We start from the raw sequence: 18,595 nt of genomic DNA on the forward strand, positions 1-18,595 counted from the left end.
CCTCGGCCGGCGATCTACCCTGGTCGCGTGACGACATCCAGCGGCGGACCCATCCACGGCAGCCCGGCGGACCCGCCGGAGGACTCCGTCCTCGACTCCCTGCGGGGCGCCGTGGACCCCTTCGAGGCCCGCCACGAGTCCGACCCCGCCCGCCCGACCGACCTGAAGACGCAGGTCGTCCGGTTCTTCCTCACCGGCGTGCTGTCGGCGATCGTCGACTACGGGCTCCTCCAGCTTCTCCGGGTCCTCGGCCTGGACTACGGCACGGCCAAGGCGCTGTCCTTCGTCGCCGGCACGCTCACCGCCTACTCCTTCAACCGCCGGTGGACGTTCCAGGCCGAGCCGTCGCGCGCCCGGTTCATCGCCACGATGGGCCTCTACGCGCTGATGTTCGGCGTGCAGTGGGGCCTGTTCATGGTGCTGACACCGTGGTTCCTCGGTATGGACTGGAGCCCGTTCTGGGCCACGACCGTGGCCTACGTCATCGCCCAGGGCGTCGCCACGGTCACCAACTTCATCGTCCAACGGACCGTGATCTTCCGGGTGCGCTGAGCACCGTGACGGTCGCGCTCGTCCTGCTCGCCGCGGTGGCGCTGGTGGTGTTGCCGGGGGCGGTGGTCTGCCTGGCCGCCGGCACCCGGTGGCGGGACGCGGTGGCGGCCGGGCCGGCGCTGACGCTCGCGGTGGTGGCGGTCGGCAGCGCGGTCACCGCCGCGGTGGACCTGCGCTGGGGCGTCGTCTCGGCCGGGGTGACTGCGCTCGCCGCGCTGGTCTGCGCCGTCGTCGTGGGTATCGCGTCCCGGGTCACCGACCGGGAGACGTGGCGGCGTGGCGAGGGGGAGGACGACGACGACCCCCGCCGCGGCGGGCCGGGCCCGGGGGTGGCGGACCTCGTCGTCGTCGTCCTCGCGGTGATCCCGGTCGCCCACATCCTCGTCGCCACCGGCGGTCTCACCGCCATTCCCCAGGGCTGGGACGCCATCTTCCACGGCGGCGCCACCCGGTTCATCGCCGAGACCGGGCGGGCCGGCCTGACCGACCTCGCGCCGGTGAGCCAGCCCGCCAACCCGCACTTCTTCTACCCGGACACCTATCACGCGTTCGCGTCGCTGCTGGTCGGGCTGCCCGGAGGCGGCCTGCCGGAGGCCCTGGGCGCCGTCTCCGCGGCGACCGGGGTGGTGTTCGTGCTGGGGGTCGCGGTCCTGGCGGCCCGCCTCTGCGGGGGGTCCCGACTCGCGGCGGTGGCGGCCGCGGCGGTCGCCGCGTCGGCGTGGACGTTCCCGTACCTCGCCCTGGTGCGCGGACCCGTACTGCCGTTCGCGCTGGGCGTCGCGGTGATCCCCGGACTGCTCCTGCTGGGTGAGCACCTCGCCGCCCGTCGGTCCCGGATGCCCGCGCACGCGCTGCTCCTGGGCGCCGGGATGGCCGGGGCGTGGTCGGTGCACCCGTCGGTGGCACTGGCCGCGGCGATCCCGCTCGCCGCGCAGGCCCTCGCCGGGCTGGCCGCCGCTCCCGGCCTGCGCCCGCGGCTGACGGTGCTGGGCGCGTTCGTCCTGGCCGCCGTGCCCGCGGGGGCGTACGTCGGGTGGTCGGTGAGCATGGTGTCGTCCGGGACCACCCAGTCGCTCGCCGGGTTCTCGTGGCCACGGGAGGTGGGTGTGGCGCGGGCGGTCGCCGCGGTGCTCGACCTCGGTCCCACGGCGGTGGCCTCGGTGGGCATGGCCGTGGCGGTGATCGTGGGACTGGCGACGGCGGTCGCCGACCCGCGGCGGCGTCGCCCGCTCGCCGCCCCCGTCGCCGCGCTCCTCGTCTACGGGACCCTGTACGTCCTGGCCGCGGCCGTCCGGGGCGACTGGGTGCGGACGTTCACCGGCTTCTGGTGGGACGACTTCTACCGGTTCGCGTCGCTGCTCGTCCTGCCCTCGGCGGTGCTGGCCGGGGCCGGCGTGCGGGCGCTGGTTCCGCGCGGGTCGCTGCGCCGGCCGGCGGCCCGGGTCGGCGTGGCCGTGGCGGCGGCGTTGGCCCTGCTCACCGCCTCCGGGCACGCGGTGATGGCGCGGGACCTGACCGCCTGGGGGTACGCCGACGGGCCCGCGGTCACCGCCGACGAGCGGCTCGTGCTGGACGCGCTGGGGGAGAGGTACGACGGCGGGGTGGCCCTGAACGACCCGTTCGACGGCACCGCCTGGGTCTACGCGCTCCACGGGGTGCCGGTGGTGTTCGGGGCGCCGCTCGCCGACGACCCGGTCGCGCAGGTCGGCGCCGACCGCATGACGCTGTACACCTCGGTCAACCGCTACGGTTTCGACCCGACCGTCACCCGCGAGATGCAACTCCGGGACGTGCGCTGGGTGATCGTCGGGACGGAGTCCGTGGGCGGGCCGGGCCGGCCGGGTGGGTTCATCGGGCTGCACCTCAACCCGAACCTGCGGCTGGTGGAGGCCACTCCGGGCGCCCGTCTGTACGAGGTCCTGCCGGTGCCCGCGGACCACCAGCCGCTGCCCCCGCCACCCGGCATCCCCCCGGTGACGCCGCCGGGGCAGCCCCCGAACACCGACTCACCGGTCGTCGAGGCGGCGCCCCCCGGCCCGGGGGCTAGCCTGGACGGCACCGCCTAACCGACTCCCAGGAGCGCATCGCCCCATGGACGCCACCACCGTGACAACCGCAGACGCCGACACCGGGACCGACCGGCCCGAGCGCGATCTGCTGCTCCAGCGCACCCTGTTCTCCGGCCCGCGCCGGTGGGTCAACGACGACCTGTACTCGCGGATCACGCGGGGCGTGGTGCGCCGCACACGCACCGAGCTGCACCTGGAGCCCGGCGCGATCGTCGACACCAACACCTACTTCGGCCGGTTCGAGGCGTCCTACTGGCAGCGCTGGACCTCCGTCACCGACCTGACCGTACGGGTGTCGGTGGAGACCGTCGGGCAGGTCGACGTGCTGGTGCGCGCCTCGGACATCGGCTCCCACGTGCGGACGGTGGAGGTGGTCCACCACCACGGCGACGGTATGGCGGTGTTGGACGTGCCGGTGGACACGTTCACCGACGGTGGCGCGATGTGGCTGGAGGTGCACGCCGTCGACGCGCCGGCGACGGTGTCGGAGGTGGAGTGGAGTACGACGACGACGAGGCCCGCCCGCCGCGCCGCCGTGGCCATCTGCACGTTCAACCGGGCGGATGACTGTGCGGCCACGGTCGACTCGCTGGCCTCGGATCCCCTCGTCGCGGACCTGATCGACGACCTCTATGTCACGGACCAGGGCACCGATCTGGTGGAGACCCGCGATCCGTTCCGGCACGCGGCGGAGGAGTTCGGCGACCGGCTGCACTACCTGCGTCAGCCCAACCTCGGCGGTGCCGGCGGCTTCAGCCGCGGGCTGTACGAGGCCACGGCCCCGGACGGCCCGGGGCCGGTGGACGTGCTGCTCATGGACGACGACGTCCGGGTGGAGCCCGAGACGGTGCTGCGCCTGTTCGCCTTCGCCGCCGTCACCCGCGAACCGATGCTCGTGGGTGCCCAGATGCTGTACCTGTTCAACCCGGACTACCTGCTGGTCTCGGCCGAACGGACGCAGCTCGACGAGCTCCGGGGCGGGTTGGACGCCGACGAGTTCGCGCTGCGTGACGAGTCGGTGGTCGCGGGCCGGCAGGAGCGGCGGATCGACGCCGAGTACAACGCGTGGTGGTCCTGCCTCGTCCCCGGCGAGGCCGTGGAGCGCGTCGGACTCCCCATGCCGTACTTCTTCCAGTGGGACGACATCGAGTACGGCCTGCGCTGCCGCCAGGCGGGGATGCCCACGTGCACCCTGCAGGGCGCGGCGGTGTGGCACGCGGACTTCTACTGGAAGGACGGCGACGACTTCGGCCAGTTCTTCTCCCTGCGCAACTCGTTGACCACAGCGGCGGTCCGGCAGGGGATCGACCCGAAGGACATGGCCAAGAACCTCGCCCGGAGCGTCCTGCGCGCGGTGGCGGGCATGCAGTACGGGCTCGCCGCCACCCGCCTGCGCGGGATCGAGGCGTTCCTCGACGGGCCCGACGGCACCCACGGCGTCGGTGACGGCGGTCAGGCCGCGCTGGCCGCGATCCGCGCCGAGCGCGCGCGGTACCCGGAGACCGCCAAGCTCGGGGTGGAGGCCCTGCCCGCCGGGATCGGTGTCCGGCGCAAGGTGGGGATCCCGCGGGAGGACCGCGAGGACCAGGTGCTCGCCAAGCGGCTGCTCTTACAGAAGTTGGGCCGGCAGCGCCGCGGTGTGGTGGCGATCCCCTACGAGGACGCGGCCTGGTGGCACGTCTCCCTGTTCGACGAGGTGTACGTGACCGACGCCTCGCAGACCGGGGTGCACCACCGCAAGGTGGACCCGGCGCGGGCCACCGAGCTGCAGAAGCGGCTGGTCTCGCTGCTCGCCCGGTTCGTCCGGGAGGCCCCGGCCGCCCAGGAGCGGTGGCGTGCCGCGCAGGCCGGGCTCACCACGCGGGAGAACTGGGCGCGGCTGTACGGACTCTGACCCGCCGTCCGCTCGCCGCTTAGGGTGGGGTGATGGTCGAGATCGTGCTGACGGCGGTGGGCGTGGCGCTCATCGCGGTGGTGTTGATGGACGTGTTCCACACGCTGATGCACCCCGGGGGCACCGGGTACCTGAGTCCCTGGGTGTTCGCGGGGATGTGGCGGGTGTCCCGGGCGACGGGCCACCGGGTGGGCAGCGCGGTGGGTCCGGCGGCCCTGGTGACGGTCATCTTGCTGTGGGTGGTGCTCCAGGGTCTGGGCTGGGGAGTGATCTACTACCCGCACGTGCCCGCGGACTTCACCTACTCCGACGGGATCGATCCGGACAGTCTCCCGGCGTTCGTCGAGGCCCTGTACTTCTCGTTCGTCACGCTGGCCACCCTGGGGTTCGGCGACATGGTCCCCTCCGATTCGTGGATCCGGTGGATCACACCGTTCCAGGCGTTGACGGGATTCGCCCTGCTCACCGGGGCACTGACCTGGTTCAACCAGGTGTATCCGCCCTTGTTGCGGCGGCGGGCGTTGGCGCAGGAACTGTCGCGTCTGGACGAGGTCGACTTCGCGGGGCGGATCCCGGACCTGCCGGCGGAGCCGGTGTGTGCCCAGTTGACGGCGGTGGCAGACAGGGTCGAGGAGGTCCGGATCGACTTCTTCCAGCACTCCGAGGGCTTCTACTTCCGCGAGCGGTCCGCGGACCTGTCGCTGCCACGACAGCTGGCCGGCGCGGTGCGACTGTCCGAACCCGGCCCGGCGGGGTCGCCGGCCGCCGTGGAGCTGGGTCGCTGCCAGCTCTCGGTGGCACTGGAGCGGCTCGCGGCGACGCTGGACCAGCAGTTCCTGCACCGCGGTGGCCCCCCGGAGCAGGTGTTCTCCGCCTATCTCCGCGAGCACCACCCCTAGGGGGCCGGCGGTCGATCACGGCACCAGGGCCACCGCCTTCAACTCGACGAGCTGGCCGGGGAACGTCAGCTCGCTGACGCCGATCGCACTCCACGCCGTGGGGACGTCCGTCCGGGGGATGTAGCGGCTGCGGACGTCGAGGAACAGGGGCAGGTGGTCCTGGAGACCGACGTGGTACGTGGTCATCTCCACGATGTGCTCGAAATCCGACCCGCCGGCCCGGAGTACCGTGCCCAGGTTCTCCCAGGCCGCCACGAAGTGATCCTCGAGGCTGCTGTCGATGACGTTCATCTCCGAGTCCCGCCCGGCCTGGCCCGAGCAGTAGATCAGGCTGCCGACCTTCACTGCCGGTGAGTAGTTGAACCGCTCCACCAAGTGGGCCATGTCCTCGGGAACGACGATTTCCTTCTGAATCTTTTCCTCCGTCTGTGAGTCGGTGTGACAGGTTGATCCTCGGCGGACGATGAGTCGAGTTAGCTAGCTGCGTGTAACAGCGGTGGGTCGTGAGATTCCACAGGTGTGGCGTTCTCCACAGACGCCGCCCGGAAGGCGGCTTCCCGGCCCTAGAGCAACGGCTCCGTGCGCCACAGTGACGGGTATGGAGATCCCAGATGCGTCCCGTGCCCGAGTCCTCGATGCGGGAGGACGCGGTGCGGAGACGGTGGCCGGCGACCCGCCACCACCGGGCAGAATCCGCCGCGGCGCACAGGGAACACGGGGTGCACGGGGCGTTCTGCCACCCGGCCCGCTGACCACGGCCGAACTCGCCGTCGCGGTACCGGATCCCGCTGACCGCGCGCGCTATCGGCGGATCTGGCACGGAATGTACCGGCGGGAGGACCAACGGGACGATCTCCGCATGCGCAGCGTCGCGCTGGCGCGGACCTGGCCCGGAGGGGTGCTGCGCGGGCGCAGCGCCGCCCTGCTGTGGGGCGACGACTCCGCGCCCGCGGACGCGCCACCCGAGATCTGGCTGCCGTCGACGCGCAGGTCGCGTCCGGGCAGGGTGTACCGCTACGGTTCGATGCCCCCGTCCGCTGTCACGGAGATCGACGGGTTGCGTGTGACCACCCCGCTGCGGACCTGCCGGGACCTGGCCGGAGATCTGTCGTTCGAGGACGCGGTCGTCGCGGTGGAGCGGCTGTGCGGGATGCTGCCCGAACTGCCGGGCCAGTTGTCGGGCGCCGCCGGGCATCCCGCCGGGCGTGGTGCGAGGGCCTTCCGTGAGGTCGCCGGGGCGGCGGATCCGCTCTCGGGATCGGTCGCGTCGACCCGGGCCCGGCTCGAGTTGGCGGCGGCGGGGTGCGGGACGTTCGGGCACGGGCACACGGTCCGGCTGGGGCACTTCACGGTGGAGTTGCCGCTCGCCGATCCCTTCGACCGGTGCGTGGTGTTCACGCCCGGCGGGCGGGCCCCGTCGTTCGGGAGACCCGCCGAGCGCTACCGGGAGCACTTGCGTCGGGCCGGATGGACGGTGATCGTCGTCCGAGGACCCGTCTCTCCGGAGGGGGCCGCGGCGCCCGCTCCGTCCGCTGTGCCCGCTCCGTTTGCCGGGCCAGCCGCGCTCACGCCTCCGGGAGGTCGGGGGGAAGGGCACCGCGCGGCGGCGGTGCTGAGGTCGCGCTGGCCATCGACGGAGGTCCGGTCCCCGTTGCGCGAGGACGGCGCGGTGGATCCGCACGGCATGTGGTCAGGCAGCCCCTGGTGAGGAGCCCGGGTCAGGAACCCCGGTGAGGAAGCCCCGGTAAGGCCCGGCCCCGCCGCCGGCGTCAGCGGGTGTAGTCGGTCGCCTTCTCGTAGCGGCCCTGCTCGTCCCAGACCCTCCGCAGGAGCTGCTCAAGCTCCCACACGTCGCCCTCGCTGCCGAAGTACCTGCGCTCGATGTCCTTGAGCTTGTCCTCGTTCTCGACGATCTTCGCCCACAGCTTCGCCCGCTCGACCGGATCGTCGACGAAGTCCTTGTCGAGGTATTCGAGCGAGTGTCGCTTGAGGTTGCCGAGCACCGTGAGCGCCTTGCCGGCCGGGCTGAGCAGGGAGCCGAGGACCGTCACCACGAGCACACCAACGATGATGCCCAGCGAGAGGAACGTGGGGACCTCCACCACGTCCACGTGCTCGCCACCGTTGATGAACGGGAGGTTGTTCTCGTGCAGGGCGTGGAGGATGAGCTTGACGCCGATGAAGCCGAGGATCGCGGCCAGCCCGTACTTGAGGTAGACGAGCCGGTCGAGCAGGCCGTCGAGCAGGAAGTACAGCTGGCGCAGGCCGAGCAGCGAGAACGTGGTGGCGGTGAAGACGATGAAGACGTTCTGGGTGAGACCGAAGATCGCGGGGATCGAATCCAGCGCGAACATGATGTCGGTGCCGCCGATGGCGACCATGACGATCATCATCGGCGTCATGACGCGCTTGCCGTTCTCGATGGTGAACAGCTTGTCGTGGTCGTAGTGGTCGGTGGCCGGGATGAATCGCTTGGCCAGGCGCACCACCACGTTGTCGGCGTCGTCGTCCTCGTCGTCCTCGGCCAGCAGACGTCCGGCGGTGACGATGAGGAACAGGCCGAAGATGTAGAACAGGACGGCGAACTTGTTGAGCAGCGCGGCGCCCACGAAGATGAACGCGGTCCGCGCGATGATCGAGAACACGATGCCGAACAGCAGTGCCTTCTGCTGGCCCGCACGCGGCACCTTGAAACTGGTGAGCAGCAGCAGGAACACGAACAGGTTGTCCACCGAGAGCGCCTTCTCGGTGATGTACCCGGCGAAGTACTCCACGCCCATGTCTGTGCCGCCGAAGATCCACACCACGCCGCCGAAGATCAGGGCGATCCCCACGTAGAGCGCGGACCAGATGGCCGACTCCTTGAGGGTGGGGATGTGCTCCTTGCGCACGTGAAAGAAGTAGTCGAACAGCAACAGGGCGATGATGAGGCCGACTGACAACGACCATGCGAGCGGGGTGGCTCCCAACGGGGGTTCCTTTCCGGGGAGGGCCTGGGACCGGATTATCCTACCCGTGTCCGGCGGCGGGAGACCCCCGGCGGAGGTTTTGACCGCTGCCCGTCAATCCCTGCGGCGGATCGACATCGTGTGCCGGGCCTCCACGACCGTCCCGCCGCGGGCGTCGGTGACCAGGGCCGTGTGGACGATGCTCGTCCGGGGCCGCGCGGTCAGCTGCTCACGGATGGAGTCGGCCTCCACGCGGGGGACCTCCACGACGCACCGCAGACGACCGCGTCCGGGGGTACGGAAGTCGATCGTCGCGGACTTGGTCCACACCTGGTAACCGGTGCCGAGCTGCCCGGACAGCAGCGCCCCGTAGAGCACGTCGGTGGCGGCGAACAGCGCGCCGCCGAACGCGGTGCCGTTGGTGTTGGCCGTCCACGGGGCCACGTGCATGTCGAGCTCCCCGCGGGTCCAGTCCGGCGCGACGTGGCGGATGCGGATCCCCGAGCCCAGCAGGGGTGGATAGAGCGAGGCCAGGACCGGGAACGCCCGGGGGCTCGAGGTGTATCGGTGCAGCAGCGTCTTGGGCACGGGGCGAGCTTAACTTACCGGCGGATCAGTTCGGGGCGGCTGCGATCCGGTGACGAAAACACGAATTCCCTAGACAAAAAGCACCGATTTGTCTAAGTTCAGGGGTCCGACCACGGAACCGATCGTGGCCGACGACGAGGAGGCACGTCATGAGGATCATCGTGGATCCGGACCGGTGCGAGGGCCAGGCGGTGTGCGTCGGGCTCGCCCCCGCAGTGTTCGAGCTGGGGGACGACGACGAGGTGGTGCGCGTCATCGTCGACGAGGTCCCCGAGGAGCACGAGAAGCGGGCACGGAAGGCCGTCGCGAAGTGCCCGATGGCTGCTCTCAGAGAGGCCTGACGGGCCACGCCCCCGGATCGCGTCCGGTCAGCGCCAGCGCCGTGTCCCGGGCGGGGACGTCCGGCCCCTCGTAGCCGGGCACCGGGGGATCGAAGAGTTCCGGGGCCGGGTTGTCGGCGAGATCTGCCCGGACGAACTCCAGCACGGCCCGATCGAGCTCGTCGCCCCACCGCAGGTCGATCCGCTGGGAGACGGCGAGATCCCACGCGTGGACGGCGAGGTCGAACACCTGTTGCGCCAGGTAGTGCTTCGCGGGCGCCAGCCCGTAGGACAGGTGCACCTCGTCGTCCGGGGTCCCTCGCCACGCCGCCGCCACCGGCGGGCGGATCGCGTGCCAGTCGGTGACCAGCTCCGGCCCGGTCGCCTCGTGGAGCCGACGCAGGCGGTCCTCCAGATCGTCGGCCACCTCGTCGACGGTGCCGCCGGCCAGCAACCCCGGCACCCACAATTGCTCGTCGACCACGTGGGCCAGCACCTCGTGCGCCGTCCAGTCGCTGCAGGGGGTGGCGGCGTCCCAGTCGGTGATGGCGGGCAGGACCTCGTCGTAGAGGTCGGCGGCGCGGGACTGCAGGGCGATCCAGTCGGTCATGGACCCATCCTGCCAAAATCCGCTACTCCACCTCCGGATCCGCGAGTCCAATCGGCATAGCGGATCCGGATTCGCGGTAGCGGATTTCGTGGGTCAGCCGCCGGGCTTGTCGAACCGCTCGCCGGCGCCCATCCGCTGCAGTCGCAGCCACTCGCGCAGGCCCGCCGGGTCGCGCCTCGTCACCAGGAAATACCAGCCGAAGCGCAGGATCTCCTGGGGGATGAGTCGCCGATTGCCGGGCTGGGTGAGCACGTACCCGCGGTTGCGGTAGGTGAAGTGGCGTTTGACCGGGTCGTCGGGGAACTGGGTGTGCATCCGGCCGCCGAGGATCGGCTTGAACTCGTCCGAGCCCTGCGGGTGCAGGTAGGCGGTGGTCAGGCAGGTGCCGAAGGGCTGGCCGGAGCGGACCAGGCGGCGGTGCATCTCCACCTCGTCGCCGCGGATGAACAGCCGTAGATCCGGAACGCCCACCCGGTCCAGGCAGTCGGCGGTGAACAGCGCGCCGTTGAACAGCGACGCGATGCCGGGCAGCAGGTCCTCGGCCGGTGCTGCGGGCCCGCCCGTCCCACCGGCCCCGCCCGTCCCACCGGCCCCGCCGACCGTGAACAGCTCGGAGCGGTGTCGTCGCCACACCAGGCCGCGCCGCAGCGGGAACGCCAGACGGTCGGGATCGTCGAGGTCGCACACCACCGGCGACACCTCGGCCAGCCCGTGGCGGTCCATGCAGCCCAGCAGGGTCGCCAGCACCTCGGGCCCCTCGGGGCGGCCATCGTCGTCGGCGCACCACACCAGGCCCGCCCCGGTGGCCAGGGCGTGGAGCATCCCCAGTGCGAACCCGCCCGCGCCACCCAGGTTGTGCTTTGAGCCGATGTACGTGGCCTCGACCGGCTGGGCTTCGACCAGTTCTCGCACGGCCTGCTCGTCGGCATTGTCGATCACCACCAGGTGGTCGATCGGGCGGGTCTGGCCGCACACCACCTCGAGCGAGGCGCGCAGTTGCTCCAGCCGGCGGTGCGTGACCACCACGGCCACGACGCGCCGCCCGTCGCCGCCCCGCTGGGTTGCGCTGGCGGAATGCTCGCTTCCGGCGGGGTTGTGCTGCGTGTCGGGACCATTCTGGGCGCGCAGGTCCGAGCCCATCACCGCAGGGGCGTCCGACCCGGGCGTGTCGCCCGCACCGCCCGGGCGGCCCGCGCCCTGCCGCTCAGTCCTCATGGTGCATCCTGCCGATGTACTCGCCGATCGAGCGCCCGGCCTCGGGGCCCTCATAGGCGGTGACGATCTCCTCGATGCTGCCGCGCTGGCGGATCCGGCCGTGGTCGACCCACATGGCCGAGTCGCACAGCTGCGCGAGGAATTCGTTGGAGTGTGAGGCGAACACGAGGATGCCGGAGCGGGAGACCAGCTCGGCGAGCTTGACCCGCGCCTTCTTCATGAACTCCGCGTCCACGGCACCGATGCCCTCGTCGAGCAGCAGGATCTCGGGGTCGATGGAGGTCACCACCCCCATCGCCAGGCGGACGCGCATGCCGGTGGAGTAGGTGCGCAGTGGCATGTCGAGGTACTCGCCGAGCTCGGTGAAGTCGGCGATCTCCTCGACCTTCGCCTTCATCTGCTTGCGCGTCTGCCCGAGGAACAGCCCGCGGATGATGATGTTCTCGTAGCCCGAGATCTCCGGGTCCATGCCGACGCCCAGGTCGAAGACCGGCGCCACGCGACCGCGGATCCGGGCGGCCCCGCGGGTGGGCTCGTAGATGCCGGAGAGCAGGCGCAGCAGCGTGGACTTGCCGGCCCCGTTGTGGCCGACCAGCCCGATGCGGTCGCCCTCCCGGAGGGAGAGGGTGATGTCCTTGAGGGCCTCGACGACGACGACGTTGGACGCGTTCCGGCCGATCGCGCCGCCGGCGGATCCCAGCACGGCCTTCTTGAGCGATCGCGACTTGGCGTCGAAGATCGGGAAGTCGACGCAGGCGTCCACGCAGTCGATGGACACGCCGCCGGGCGTGGGGACAGCGGAGCTCATGGGATATATCTCCTACACCCAGTACGGGACTCGGGAGCGGAACTGGCGCAGGGCCACGAACGCGAGGACCAGGCCGACGGCGGTGCAGCCCAGGACGATCCACCAGTGATAGGCGGCGGTGGGTTCCCCGAGCATGGGGGCGCGGACGATCTCGAGGTAGTGGTAGAGCGGGTTGAGCTCGGCGATCCGGGCCCGCTCGGCGATCTCCCCGCCCTGCTCGTAGAGCGTCTGCGTGGTCCAGACGATGGGGGTCATGTAGAACAGCAGCTGCACCATCGAGTCCAGCAGCGGCGCGATGTCGCGGAACCGGGTGGCGAGGATGCCGAACAGCATGGCCACCCAGACGCCGTTGATCATGAGCACCGCCAGTCCCAGGACGGACAGCAGCAGGTCCCAGCCCAGGGGGCGCGGGAAGACCAGCATGAGCACCACCCAGATCACCAGGTTGTGACACAGGAACAGGAACTGCCGCCAGACCAGGCGGTAGACGTGGACGCTCAACGCGCTGGGCAACTGCTTGATCAGGCCTTCGTTGGCGATGAAGACCTCGGAGCCCTCCTTGATGCACCCGGAGATGAAGCCCCACATGATGAGGCCCACGGTGACGTGCGGGAGGAACTCGGCGAGCGGGATCTGGAAGAGGATCGAGTACAGCAGGCCGAGCGCGACGGCCATGACACCGGTGGCGATGGTGATCCACAGGGGACCGAGCGTGGACCGCCGGTAGCGCTGTTTGATGTCCTGCCATCCCAGGGACAACCACAGCTCGCGCTGGCTGAGCCCCTGCCGCAGGTCGGCGATGGCCCGGCGGAAGGTGTGGGAGTCGTTGACGATCTCGCCGCGCACGCGCTCGTCGGGGAGCGTCGCCGAGGTGGGATCGGGAAGGGGCTGGTCCTGCACGATCGGGAAGCCTACTAGAGCGGCCGGCGGTGGCAGCCCCGCAGCGAGTGCGCGTAGACAGTAGAGATGACGACCAGTACGCAGATCCAGCTCGCCAGCCGCCCCCGCGGATGGCCGACCCACGACAACTTCCGCACGGTCACCGTCGACCTGCCCGAGCTCGCCGAGGGCGAGGTGCGGGTGGCCAACGAGTACGTCTCCGTGGACCCCTACATGCGCGGCCGCATGAACGAGGGGCGCTCCTACATCCCGCCGTTCGAGCTCGACGAGACCATGACCGGTGCCGCGGTGGGGCGCGTCGTCGAGTCGCGGTCCGACGCCCACCCCGTCGGTGCGGTGGTCCTGCACGACCTGGGGTGGCGCGACGTCGCGCAGGCCGACGGTCGGCAGTTCCGCGTGGTGGAGGAGATCGACGGCGTGCCGGTCTCGGCGTACCTGGGCATCCTCGGCACCACCGGGCTCACGGCGTACGTGGGCCTCATGCACATCGGACGGTTCCGGGCGGGCGAGTCGGTGTTCGTCTCGGGTGCGGCGGGTTCCGTCGGCTCCGCGGTGGGCCAGATCGCCAGGCTCGAGGGCGCGTCCACGATCATCGGCTCGGCCGGCAGCGCGGAGAAGGTCGCCACGTGCACGGAGCGCTACGGCTTCGACGCCGCGATCAATTACAAGGACGGCTCGGTCCGTGAGCTCCTGCGGGGGCACTTCGGCGCCCGCGACGGTGAGGGTATCGACGTCTACTTCGACAACGTGGGCGGTGACCACCTCGAGGCCGCGCTCGACCTGATGAACGACGGGGGCCGACTGGCCCTGTGCGGCGCGATCAGCTCCTACAACGCCACCGAGCGTGCGCCGGGGCCGGACAACATGTGGCACGCCATCACCCGCGGCCTCACCCTGCAGGGCTTCACGGTGAACAAGTACATGCATCTGTTCAAGGAGTTCGCGGAGAAGGTCGGCCCGTGGGTCGCCTCGGGCGAGATCGTGTTCGACGAGACCGTCGTCGACGGCATCGACAACTCGGTCGACGCGTTCCTCGATCTGATGAAGGGCGCGAACGTGGGCAAGATGCTCGTGCGGATCTGATCCCACCGATCTGACCCCCAGTCCGGTCCGGCGGCCGGCGGCGGTCTGACCCGGGAGGCGGGGCGCCACGGGGGTGCGGCAGGGTTGACGTCATGACGCCGACTCGCCGAGCCGCGCCCGCCGCCCGCCTGAGACGACGGGCCCGTCGCCTGCTCGATGCCGCGCGCGCCACCGCGGACGCCCGGTGGGGCCGGCCGCGGGAGGGCCAGCGGCCCGTGTACCTCGTCGCTCCGGCCGGTCACCCCAACCACGGCGACGAGCAGCTGTTGGCGGGGTGGCTGCGCTACCTGCGGCACGCACTGCCGGGGACGCCCGTCGTGGTGGACTGCCACACGCCCGGCCAGGCGGCGGTCCTGCACCATTCCGAGCACCCGGACGTGCTCTTCACCGACACCCTGTGGCGCCTGGCCTCCGAGCACACCGGCGCCGACGAGGCGATCGGGTTCTGTCGCGCCGCGGTGGGCGACCCCGGGCTGCGTCCGGCGCTGGCCACGGGCATCGACCTGCTGCGCAGCGCGTCTGTGGTCCACCTCATCGGCGGGGGCTTCGTCAACGACCTGTGGCCGCACCACCTGGGCGTGGTCGCGGCGGCGGGGGAGGCCGGCCGGGCGGCGGGCGCGCGCGTGGTGGCCACCGGTCAGGGGTTCGTGCCGTGCGGGGACGCCGGACGGTTGGCGGGGGCGTTGCGCGACTACGACCTGGTCACCGTCCGTGACGCCGACTCGTTCGAGCTCCTCGCGGGCACGGGGGTGCCGGTCCGCCACGTGGCCGACGACGGCTGGCTCGCCCTGTCGGCGGCGGGTGTCGTCGAGGCCGGCGACCACCCCGTCTACTCGCCCGACCCGGACGCGTGCCGCGACCTGGTGCTCTGCGCCCAGTCCGACCTGGTGGAGCCGGAGGTCCTCGCCGCCACCGTCGCGCGGATCCTCGCCGCGTGGGCGGTGCCGGGCGAGCGGATCACCGTCGTCGAGTCGATCCCCGGTGGGGACCGGGTGGTGTGGGACAGGGTGTGTGCGCGCGCGGCGGCCGCGTCCGGCGCCGACGGTGGACAGGGTGGATACGACGGCGACGACGACGAGGTGGGCCGCGCCCTGGCTGACCTGCGGTTGCCCCGCGCGCGTTTCGTGCCGTTCCAGGAACTGTGGGCCACGGGTCTGCCCGCCCGGCCGGGGCAGGTCTGGCTGACCACCCGTTTCCATCCGCATCTCTTCGCGGCGGCCCGCGGGGCCTCCGGGGTGGCACTGCGGTCGGGGTCGGCCTACTACGACGTCAAGCACGGGGCGCTGCTCGCCGCCGGGTCGCGGTGGAGTTCTGTGGCGGCGGACGAGGACCCGCGCTCCGTCGTCTCCGGGGTGCCCGCGGCGGGTGGCGTCGATCCGGCCACCGTCGTCGCGCTCGTGGAGGTCGCGGAGCGGTTGGCACAGGAGATCTACGCGGGGGCTGCGGGCCGCACGCTGCAGTGATACGCAGCCGGTTCACCGGGCGCAAACCCCTACTGTTCATCGGTGCCGCCGAGGTCTACTGTCTGACCTCGTGACTGCGTATGGGCGGGTGTCACCGTCTGTGATGCGGCGGTGGGCGGGCTGGGCGACGTTGAGTCCGGTCCGGGTCGTCGCCCTGAGTTTCGCTGCGGCGATCGCGGTGGGGACCGGGTTGCTGCTGCTGCCCGCGGCGGTGGCGTCCGGCGGCGCCACCAGTGTGACCGCAGCGCTGTTCACGGCGACGTCGGCGATGTGCTTGACCGGGTTGATCGTGGTGGACACCCCTGTGCACTGGTCGGGATTCGGTCAGGCGGTCATTCTGGGGCTGATCCAGGTCGGTGGCCTGGGGATCATGACCATGGCCTCGTTGGTGGGGCTGATGTTGGCGCACCGGATCGGACTCAAGGCACGGTTGAACACCGCCGCCGAGGCCCGGGCGGCCGAACTCGGCGACGTGCGGGGCGTGGTCGTGGGCGTGGTCCGGATGAGTCTGCTCATCGAGGCGGTCACCGCGGCGGCGCTGGCGATTCGTTTCGCGGTCGGGTACGACGAGCCGGTGCTGCGGTCGCTGTGGCTGGGCGTGTTCCATTCGGTCTCGGCGTTCAACAACGCCGGGTTCGCGCTGTACAGCGACAACGTGATCGGCTTCGCCACCGATCCGTGGATCTGTGTGCCGTTGATGGTGGCGGTGATCCTGGGCGGGTTGGGCTTCCCGGTCCTGTTCGAGGTGGGGCGGCGCATCCGCCGGTCCGGATCCGCGACCCGGGAGCACCCGCGGTGGAGCCTGCACACCCGGCTGACCGTGCACGTCACGGCGATCCTGCTGTTGGCGGGGTTCGCGGCGGTCCTGGCGCTGGAGTGGACCCGCACGCTGCAATCGTTCGGTTTCGCCGACAAGGTCCTGGTGGCCGCGTTCCAGGGGACGATGCCCAGAACCGCCGGCTTCAACAGCGTCGACTACGCGCAGATGGACGAGGCGACCCTGCTCGTGACCGACGTGTTGATGTTCATCGGAGGCGGCAGCGGAGGCACTGCCGGCGGTATCAAGGTGACGACCTTCGCACTTCTGCTGTTCGTCATGGTCGCAGAGGTGCGGGGCGAGAAATCGGTCACGATCTTCGACCGCCGTGTGGACACCCGCGTCCAGCGCCAGGCGTTGGCCGTGGCACTCATCGGTATCGGATTGGTGACGGTCTCGACCATAGTGCTCCTGGCGGGGACGCCGTTCGGGCTTAATGAACTGTTGTTCGAGGTCACTTCCGCGTTCGCCACGGTGGGGCTGTCCACCGGCATCACCGCGCGGCTTCCCGAGTGGGGTCAGTGGATACTGATCGGACTGATGTACCTGGGCCGGATCGGCCCGATCACCATGGTCAGTGCCCTGGCCGCTCGCCAGCGCGGACGACGGTACGACCTTCCCGCAGAAAGGCCACTCATTGGCTAGGAAATCAGCGCCGGACGCCGTGGCAGTGCTCGGTCTGGGTCGGTTCGGCAAGTCGCTCGCCCTGGAGTTGATGTCCCAGGGCGCGGAGGTGTTGGGTGTCGACGCGAGCGATGCGGTCGTGCAGAAGATCGCCAACCGCCTCACGCACGCGGTGGTGGCCGACACCACGGACGAGGAGTCCCTACGTCAGTTGTCGGTGCACGAGTTCGATCGCGCGGTGGTGGGGATCGGCTCCGACCTCGAGGCCAGCCTGCTGACCGCCTCGGCCCTGATCAATATGGGCGTGGCGAACGTGTGGGCCAAGGCGATCAGCAACTCCCACGCCAAGATCCTCACGCAGATCGGTGTGCATCATGTCGTGCGGCCGGAACACGACATGGGCAAGCGGGTGGCCCACCTGGTCCGCGGCCGGATGATCGACTACATCGAGTTCGATGACGGGTTCGCCATGGTCAAGACGACCGCCCCGGCGTTCGCGACGGGTCGCAGTCTCGGTGCGACCTCGATCCGCACGGACCACGGCGTGACCGTGGTGGCGATCAAGCGTCCCGGGGAGGGCTTCACCTACGCCACCGCCGACACGATCCTGCACCCGGGAGACACCATCATCGTCTCCGGCAAGGTGCGCGACACCGAACGCTTCGCGGAGCTGTCCTAGACCGCGATTCCCGTCCGTGAGGTGTGGGTTCTGTCGCCGACGCGAGGCCGTCGACTTTTGTGCAACTAGTTGCATGAAAGTCGGCGCGACCGTACGGTCAGCGGAGAAGTCTGCTCCGCCCCGCTCTCGAAAGGACTGCTCATGGCCCTTCCCTCAGTGCTCGCCGGCCCGCTCACCGTCCCGGTGGTCGCCTCGCCGATGTTCATCTACTCCGGCCCCGAGCTGGTGGCCGCGCAGTGTCAGGCGGGGGTGATCGGGTCGTTCCCGGCGCTCAACGCGCGGCCGCAGTCGGCGCTGGCCGAGTGGATCGAGCAGGTCAGGGAGAGCAATGAGGCGTTCGCCGCCGCGAATCCCGACCGGTACGTCGCCCCGTTCGCGGTCAACCAGATCGTCCATCGCTCCAATGATCGGCTCGAGCAGGACCTGGCCACCGTGGTCGAGCACGAGGTGCCGATCGTCATCACCTCCCTCGGCGCGCGCGAGGAGGTCAACGAGGCCGTCCATTCGTACGGCGGCATCGTCCTGCATGACGTGATCAACGACCGGTTCGCCCGCAAGGCCGTCGAGAAGGGGGCGGACGGGCTCGTCGCGGTCGCCGCGGGCGCCGGGGGACACGCCGGCACCCAGTCTCCGTTCGCGCTGATCAGCGAGATCCGCGAGTGGTTCGACGGCCCGCTGCTGCTGTCCGGGGCCATCGCCCACGGTCGCTCGATCCTCGCCGCGCAGGCGGCCGGTGCCGACCTCGCCTACGTGGGTTCGGCGTTCCTCGCGACCGAGGAGTCCCGCGCCACCGACGCCTACAAGCAGATGATCGTCGACAGCGGCGCCGGCGACATCGTCTACAGCAACCTCTTCACCGGTATCCACGGAAACTACCTGCGGGGCAGTATCGAGGCCGCCGGCCTGAACCCCGACGATCTGCCCGAGTCCGATCCCTCGGCCATGGACTTCGGCTCCGGGGGGACCACCGACTCCAAGGCGTGGCGCGACATCTGGGGCGCCGGTCAGGGCGTGGGCGCGGTGGACTCGGTCGGGCCCGTCCGCGAGCTGGTCGAGCGGCTGCGGTCCGAGTACGACGACGCGGTGGCGGCCCTCACCGCGGGTCTGCCCGCGATCCGCTGACCCG

General features: G+C 70.8%; 18 protein-coding genes. 11 read left to right on the forward strand and 7 right to left on the reverse strand.

Annotation, left to right across the window (positions count from 1 at the left end; all coding sequences use genetic code 11):
- Positions 1–27: 27 nt before the first annotated feature.
- From NR111_RS11510 to NR111_RS11525, 4 genes are read left to right on the forward strand one after another with little or no spacing between them, the layout of a single operon-like run.
- On the forward strand, positions 28–552 hold the full coding sequence (locus tag NR111_RS11510) for a GtrA family protein (RefSeq protein WP_256820823.1): 525 nt from the start codon (positions 28–30) through the stop codon (positions 550–552).
- Between the two features lie 5 nt (positions 553–557).
- Positions 558–2,618: a DUF6541 family protein gene (locus NR111_RS11515; RefSeq protein WP_256820824.1), complete on the forward strand. Its 2,061-nt coding sequence runs from the start codon at positions 558–560 to the stop codon at positions 2,616–2,618.
- A gap of 25 nt (positions 2,619–2,643) precedes the next feature.
- Complete coding sequence (locus NR111_RS11520) at positions 2,644–4,515, forward strand: glycosyltransferase (protein WP_182635873.1); 1,872 nt, start codon at positions 2,644–2,646, stop codon at positions 4,513–4,515.
- A 32-nt stretch (positions 4,516–4,547) separates the two neighbouring features.
- The gene (locus NR111_RS11525; RefSeq protein WP_159148146.1) at positions 4,548–5,414 is read left to right on the forward strand and encodes a potassium channel family protein; all 867 of its coding nucleotides are present in this window, start codon (positions 4,548–4,550) and stop codon (positions 5,412–5,414) included.
- A 15-nt stretch (positions 5,415–5,429) separates the two neighbouring features.
- Here NR111_RS11525 and NR111_RS11530 read toward each other — a convergent pair whose 3' ends face one another.
- Entirely contained in the window at positions 5,430–5,798 is a 369-nt protein-coding gene (locus NR111_RS11530) for a RidA family protein (protein ID WP_067714759.1), read from the reverse strand.
- 475 nt (positions 5,799–6,273) lie between these two features.
- Here NR111_RS11530 and NR111_RS11535 point away from each other — a divergent pair, with 475 nt between their 5' ends.
- Complete coding sequence (locus NR111_RS11535; RefSeq protein WP_227022101.1) at positions 6,274–7,122, forward strand: hypothetical protein; 849 nt, start codon at positions 6,274–6,276, stop codon at positions 7,120–7,122.
- 61 nt (positions 7,123–7,183) lie between these two features.
- Here NR111_RS11535 and NR111_RS11540 read toward each other — a convergent pair whose 3' ends face one another.
- Both NR111_RS11540 and NR111_RS11545 read right to left on the reverse strand, forming a co-directional pair.
- The gene (locus NR111_RS11540) at positions 7,184–8,383 is read right to left on the reverse strand and encodes a TerC/Alx family metal homeostasis membrane protein (RefSeq protein WP_069390375.1); all 1,200 of its coding nucleotides are present in this window, start codon (positions 8,381–8,383) and stop codon (positions 7,184–7,186) included.
- 93 nt (positions 8,384–8,476) lie between these two features.
- On the reverse strand, positions 8,477–8,950 hold the full coding sequence (locus NR111_RS11545; protein WP_067714753.1) for a DUF4442 domain-containing protein: 474 nt from the start codon (positions 8,948–8,950) through the stop codon (positions 8,477–8,479).
- A 149-nt stretch (positions 8,951–9,099) separates the two neighbouring features.
- Here NR111_RS11545 and NR111_RS11550 point away from each other — a divergent pair, with 149 nt between their 5' ends.
- On the forward strand, positions 9,100–9,291 hold the full coding sequence (locus tag NR111_RS11550) for a ferredoxin (protein WP_007633389.1): 192 nt from the start codon (positions 9,100–9,102) through the stop codon (positions 9,289–9,291).
- Here the strand turns inward: NR111_RS11550 and NR111_RS11555 are convergent.
- The 4 genes from NR111_RS11555 to NR111_RS11570 form a co-directional block, all read right to left on the reverse strand.
- Entirely contained in the window at positions 9,278–9,880 is a 603-nt protein-coding gene (locus NR111_RS11555) for a maleylpyruvate isomerase family mycothiol-dependent enzyme (protein WP_256820825.1), read from the reverse strand. The genes NR111_RS11550 and NR111_RS11555 overlap by 14 nt on opposite strands.
- 93 nt (positions 9,881–9,973) lie before the next feature.
- A complete protein-coding gene (locus NR111_RS11560) occupies positions 9,974–11,095 on the reverse strand; it encodes a glycosyltransferase (RefSeq protein WP_240341220.1) in 1,122 nt (373 codons plus the stop codon).
- Positions 11,085–11,903 (reverse strand): ABC transporter ATP-binding protein, encoded by an 819-nt coding sequence (locus NR111_RS11565; RefSeq protein ID WP_067714748.1) that lies wholly within the window; start codon positions 11,901–11,903, stop codon positions 11,085–11,087. Before NR111_RS11565 ends, NR111_RS11560 begins: the two co-directional genes overlap by 11 nt.
- Before the next feature lie 12 nt (positions 11,904–11,915).
- Positions 11,916–12,803 (reverse strand): ABC transporter permease, encoded by an 888-nt coding sequence (locus NR111_RS11570; RefSeq protein WP_374210716.1) that lies wholly within the window; start codon positions 12,801–12,803, stop codon positions 11,916–11,918.
- 66 nt (positions 12,804–12,869) lie between these two features.
- Here NR111_RS11570 and NR111_RS11575 point away from each other — a divergent pair, with 66 nt between their 5' ends.
- The 5 genes from NR111_RS11575 to NR111_RS11595 all read left to right on the forward strand — a co-directional run bounded on the left by NR111_RS11575 (position 12,870) and on the right by NR111_RS11595 (position 18,591).
- Positions 12,870–13,886 (forward strand): NADP-dependent oxidoreductase, encoded by a 1,017-nt coding sequence (locus NR111_RS11575; RefSeq protein WP_256820826.1) that lies wholly within the window; start codon positions 12,870–12,872, stop codon positions 13,884–13,886.
- 92 nt (positions 13,887–13,978) lie between these two features.
- Positions 13,979–15,349 (forward strand): polysaccharide pyruvyl transferase family protein, encoded by a 1,371-nt coding sequence (locus NR111_RS11580; protein WP_256820827.1) that lies wholly within the window; start codon positions 13,979–13,981, stop codon positions 15,347–15,349.
- 103 nt (positions 15,350–15,452) lie between these two features.
- A complete protein-coding gene (locus NR111_RS11585) occupies positions 15,453–16,811 on the forward strand; it encodes a TrkH family potassium uptake protein (RefSeq protein ID WP_256820881.1) in 1,359 nt (452 codons plus the stop codon).
- A gap of 19 nt (positions 16,812–16,830) precedes the next feature.
- Complete coding sequence (locus NR111_RS11590; RefSeq protein ID WP_256820828.1) at positions 16,831–17,469, forward strand: TrkA family potassium uptake protein; 639 nt, start codon at positions 16,831–16,833, stop codon at positions 17,467–17,469.
- A gap of 141 nt (positions 17,470–17,610) precedes the next feature.
- Entirely contained in the window at positions 17,611–18,591 is a 981-nt protein-coding gene (locus tag NR111_RS11595) for a nitronate monooxygenase family protein (protein WP_256820829.1), read from the forward strand.
- The last annotated feature ends 4 nt before the right edge of the window (positions 18,592–18,595 follow it).

This window comes from Dietzia sp. Die43 (assembly GCF_024519835.1).
GTDB classification, from domain to species: Bacteria; Actinomycetota; Actinomycetes; order Mycobacteriales; family Mycobacteriaceae; genus Dietzia; species Dietzia kunjamensis.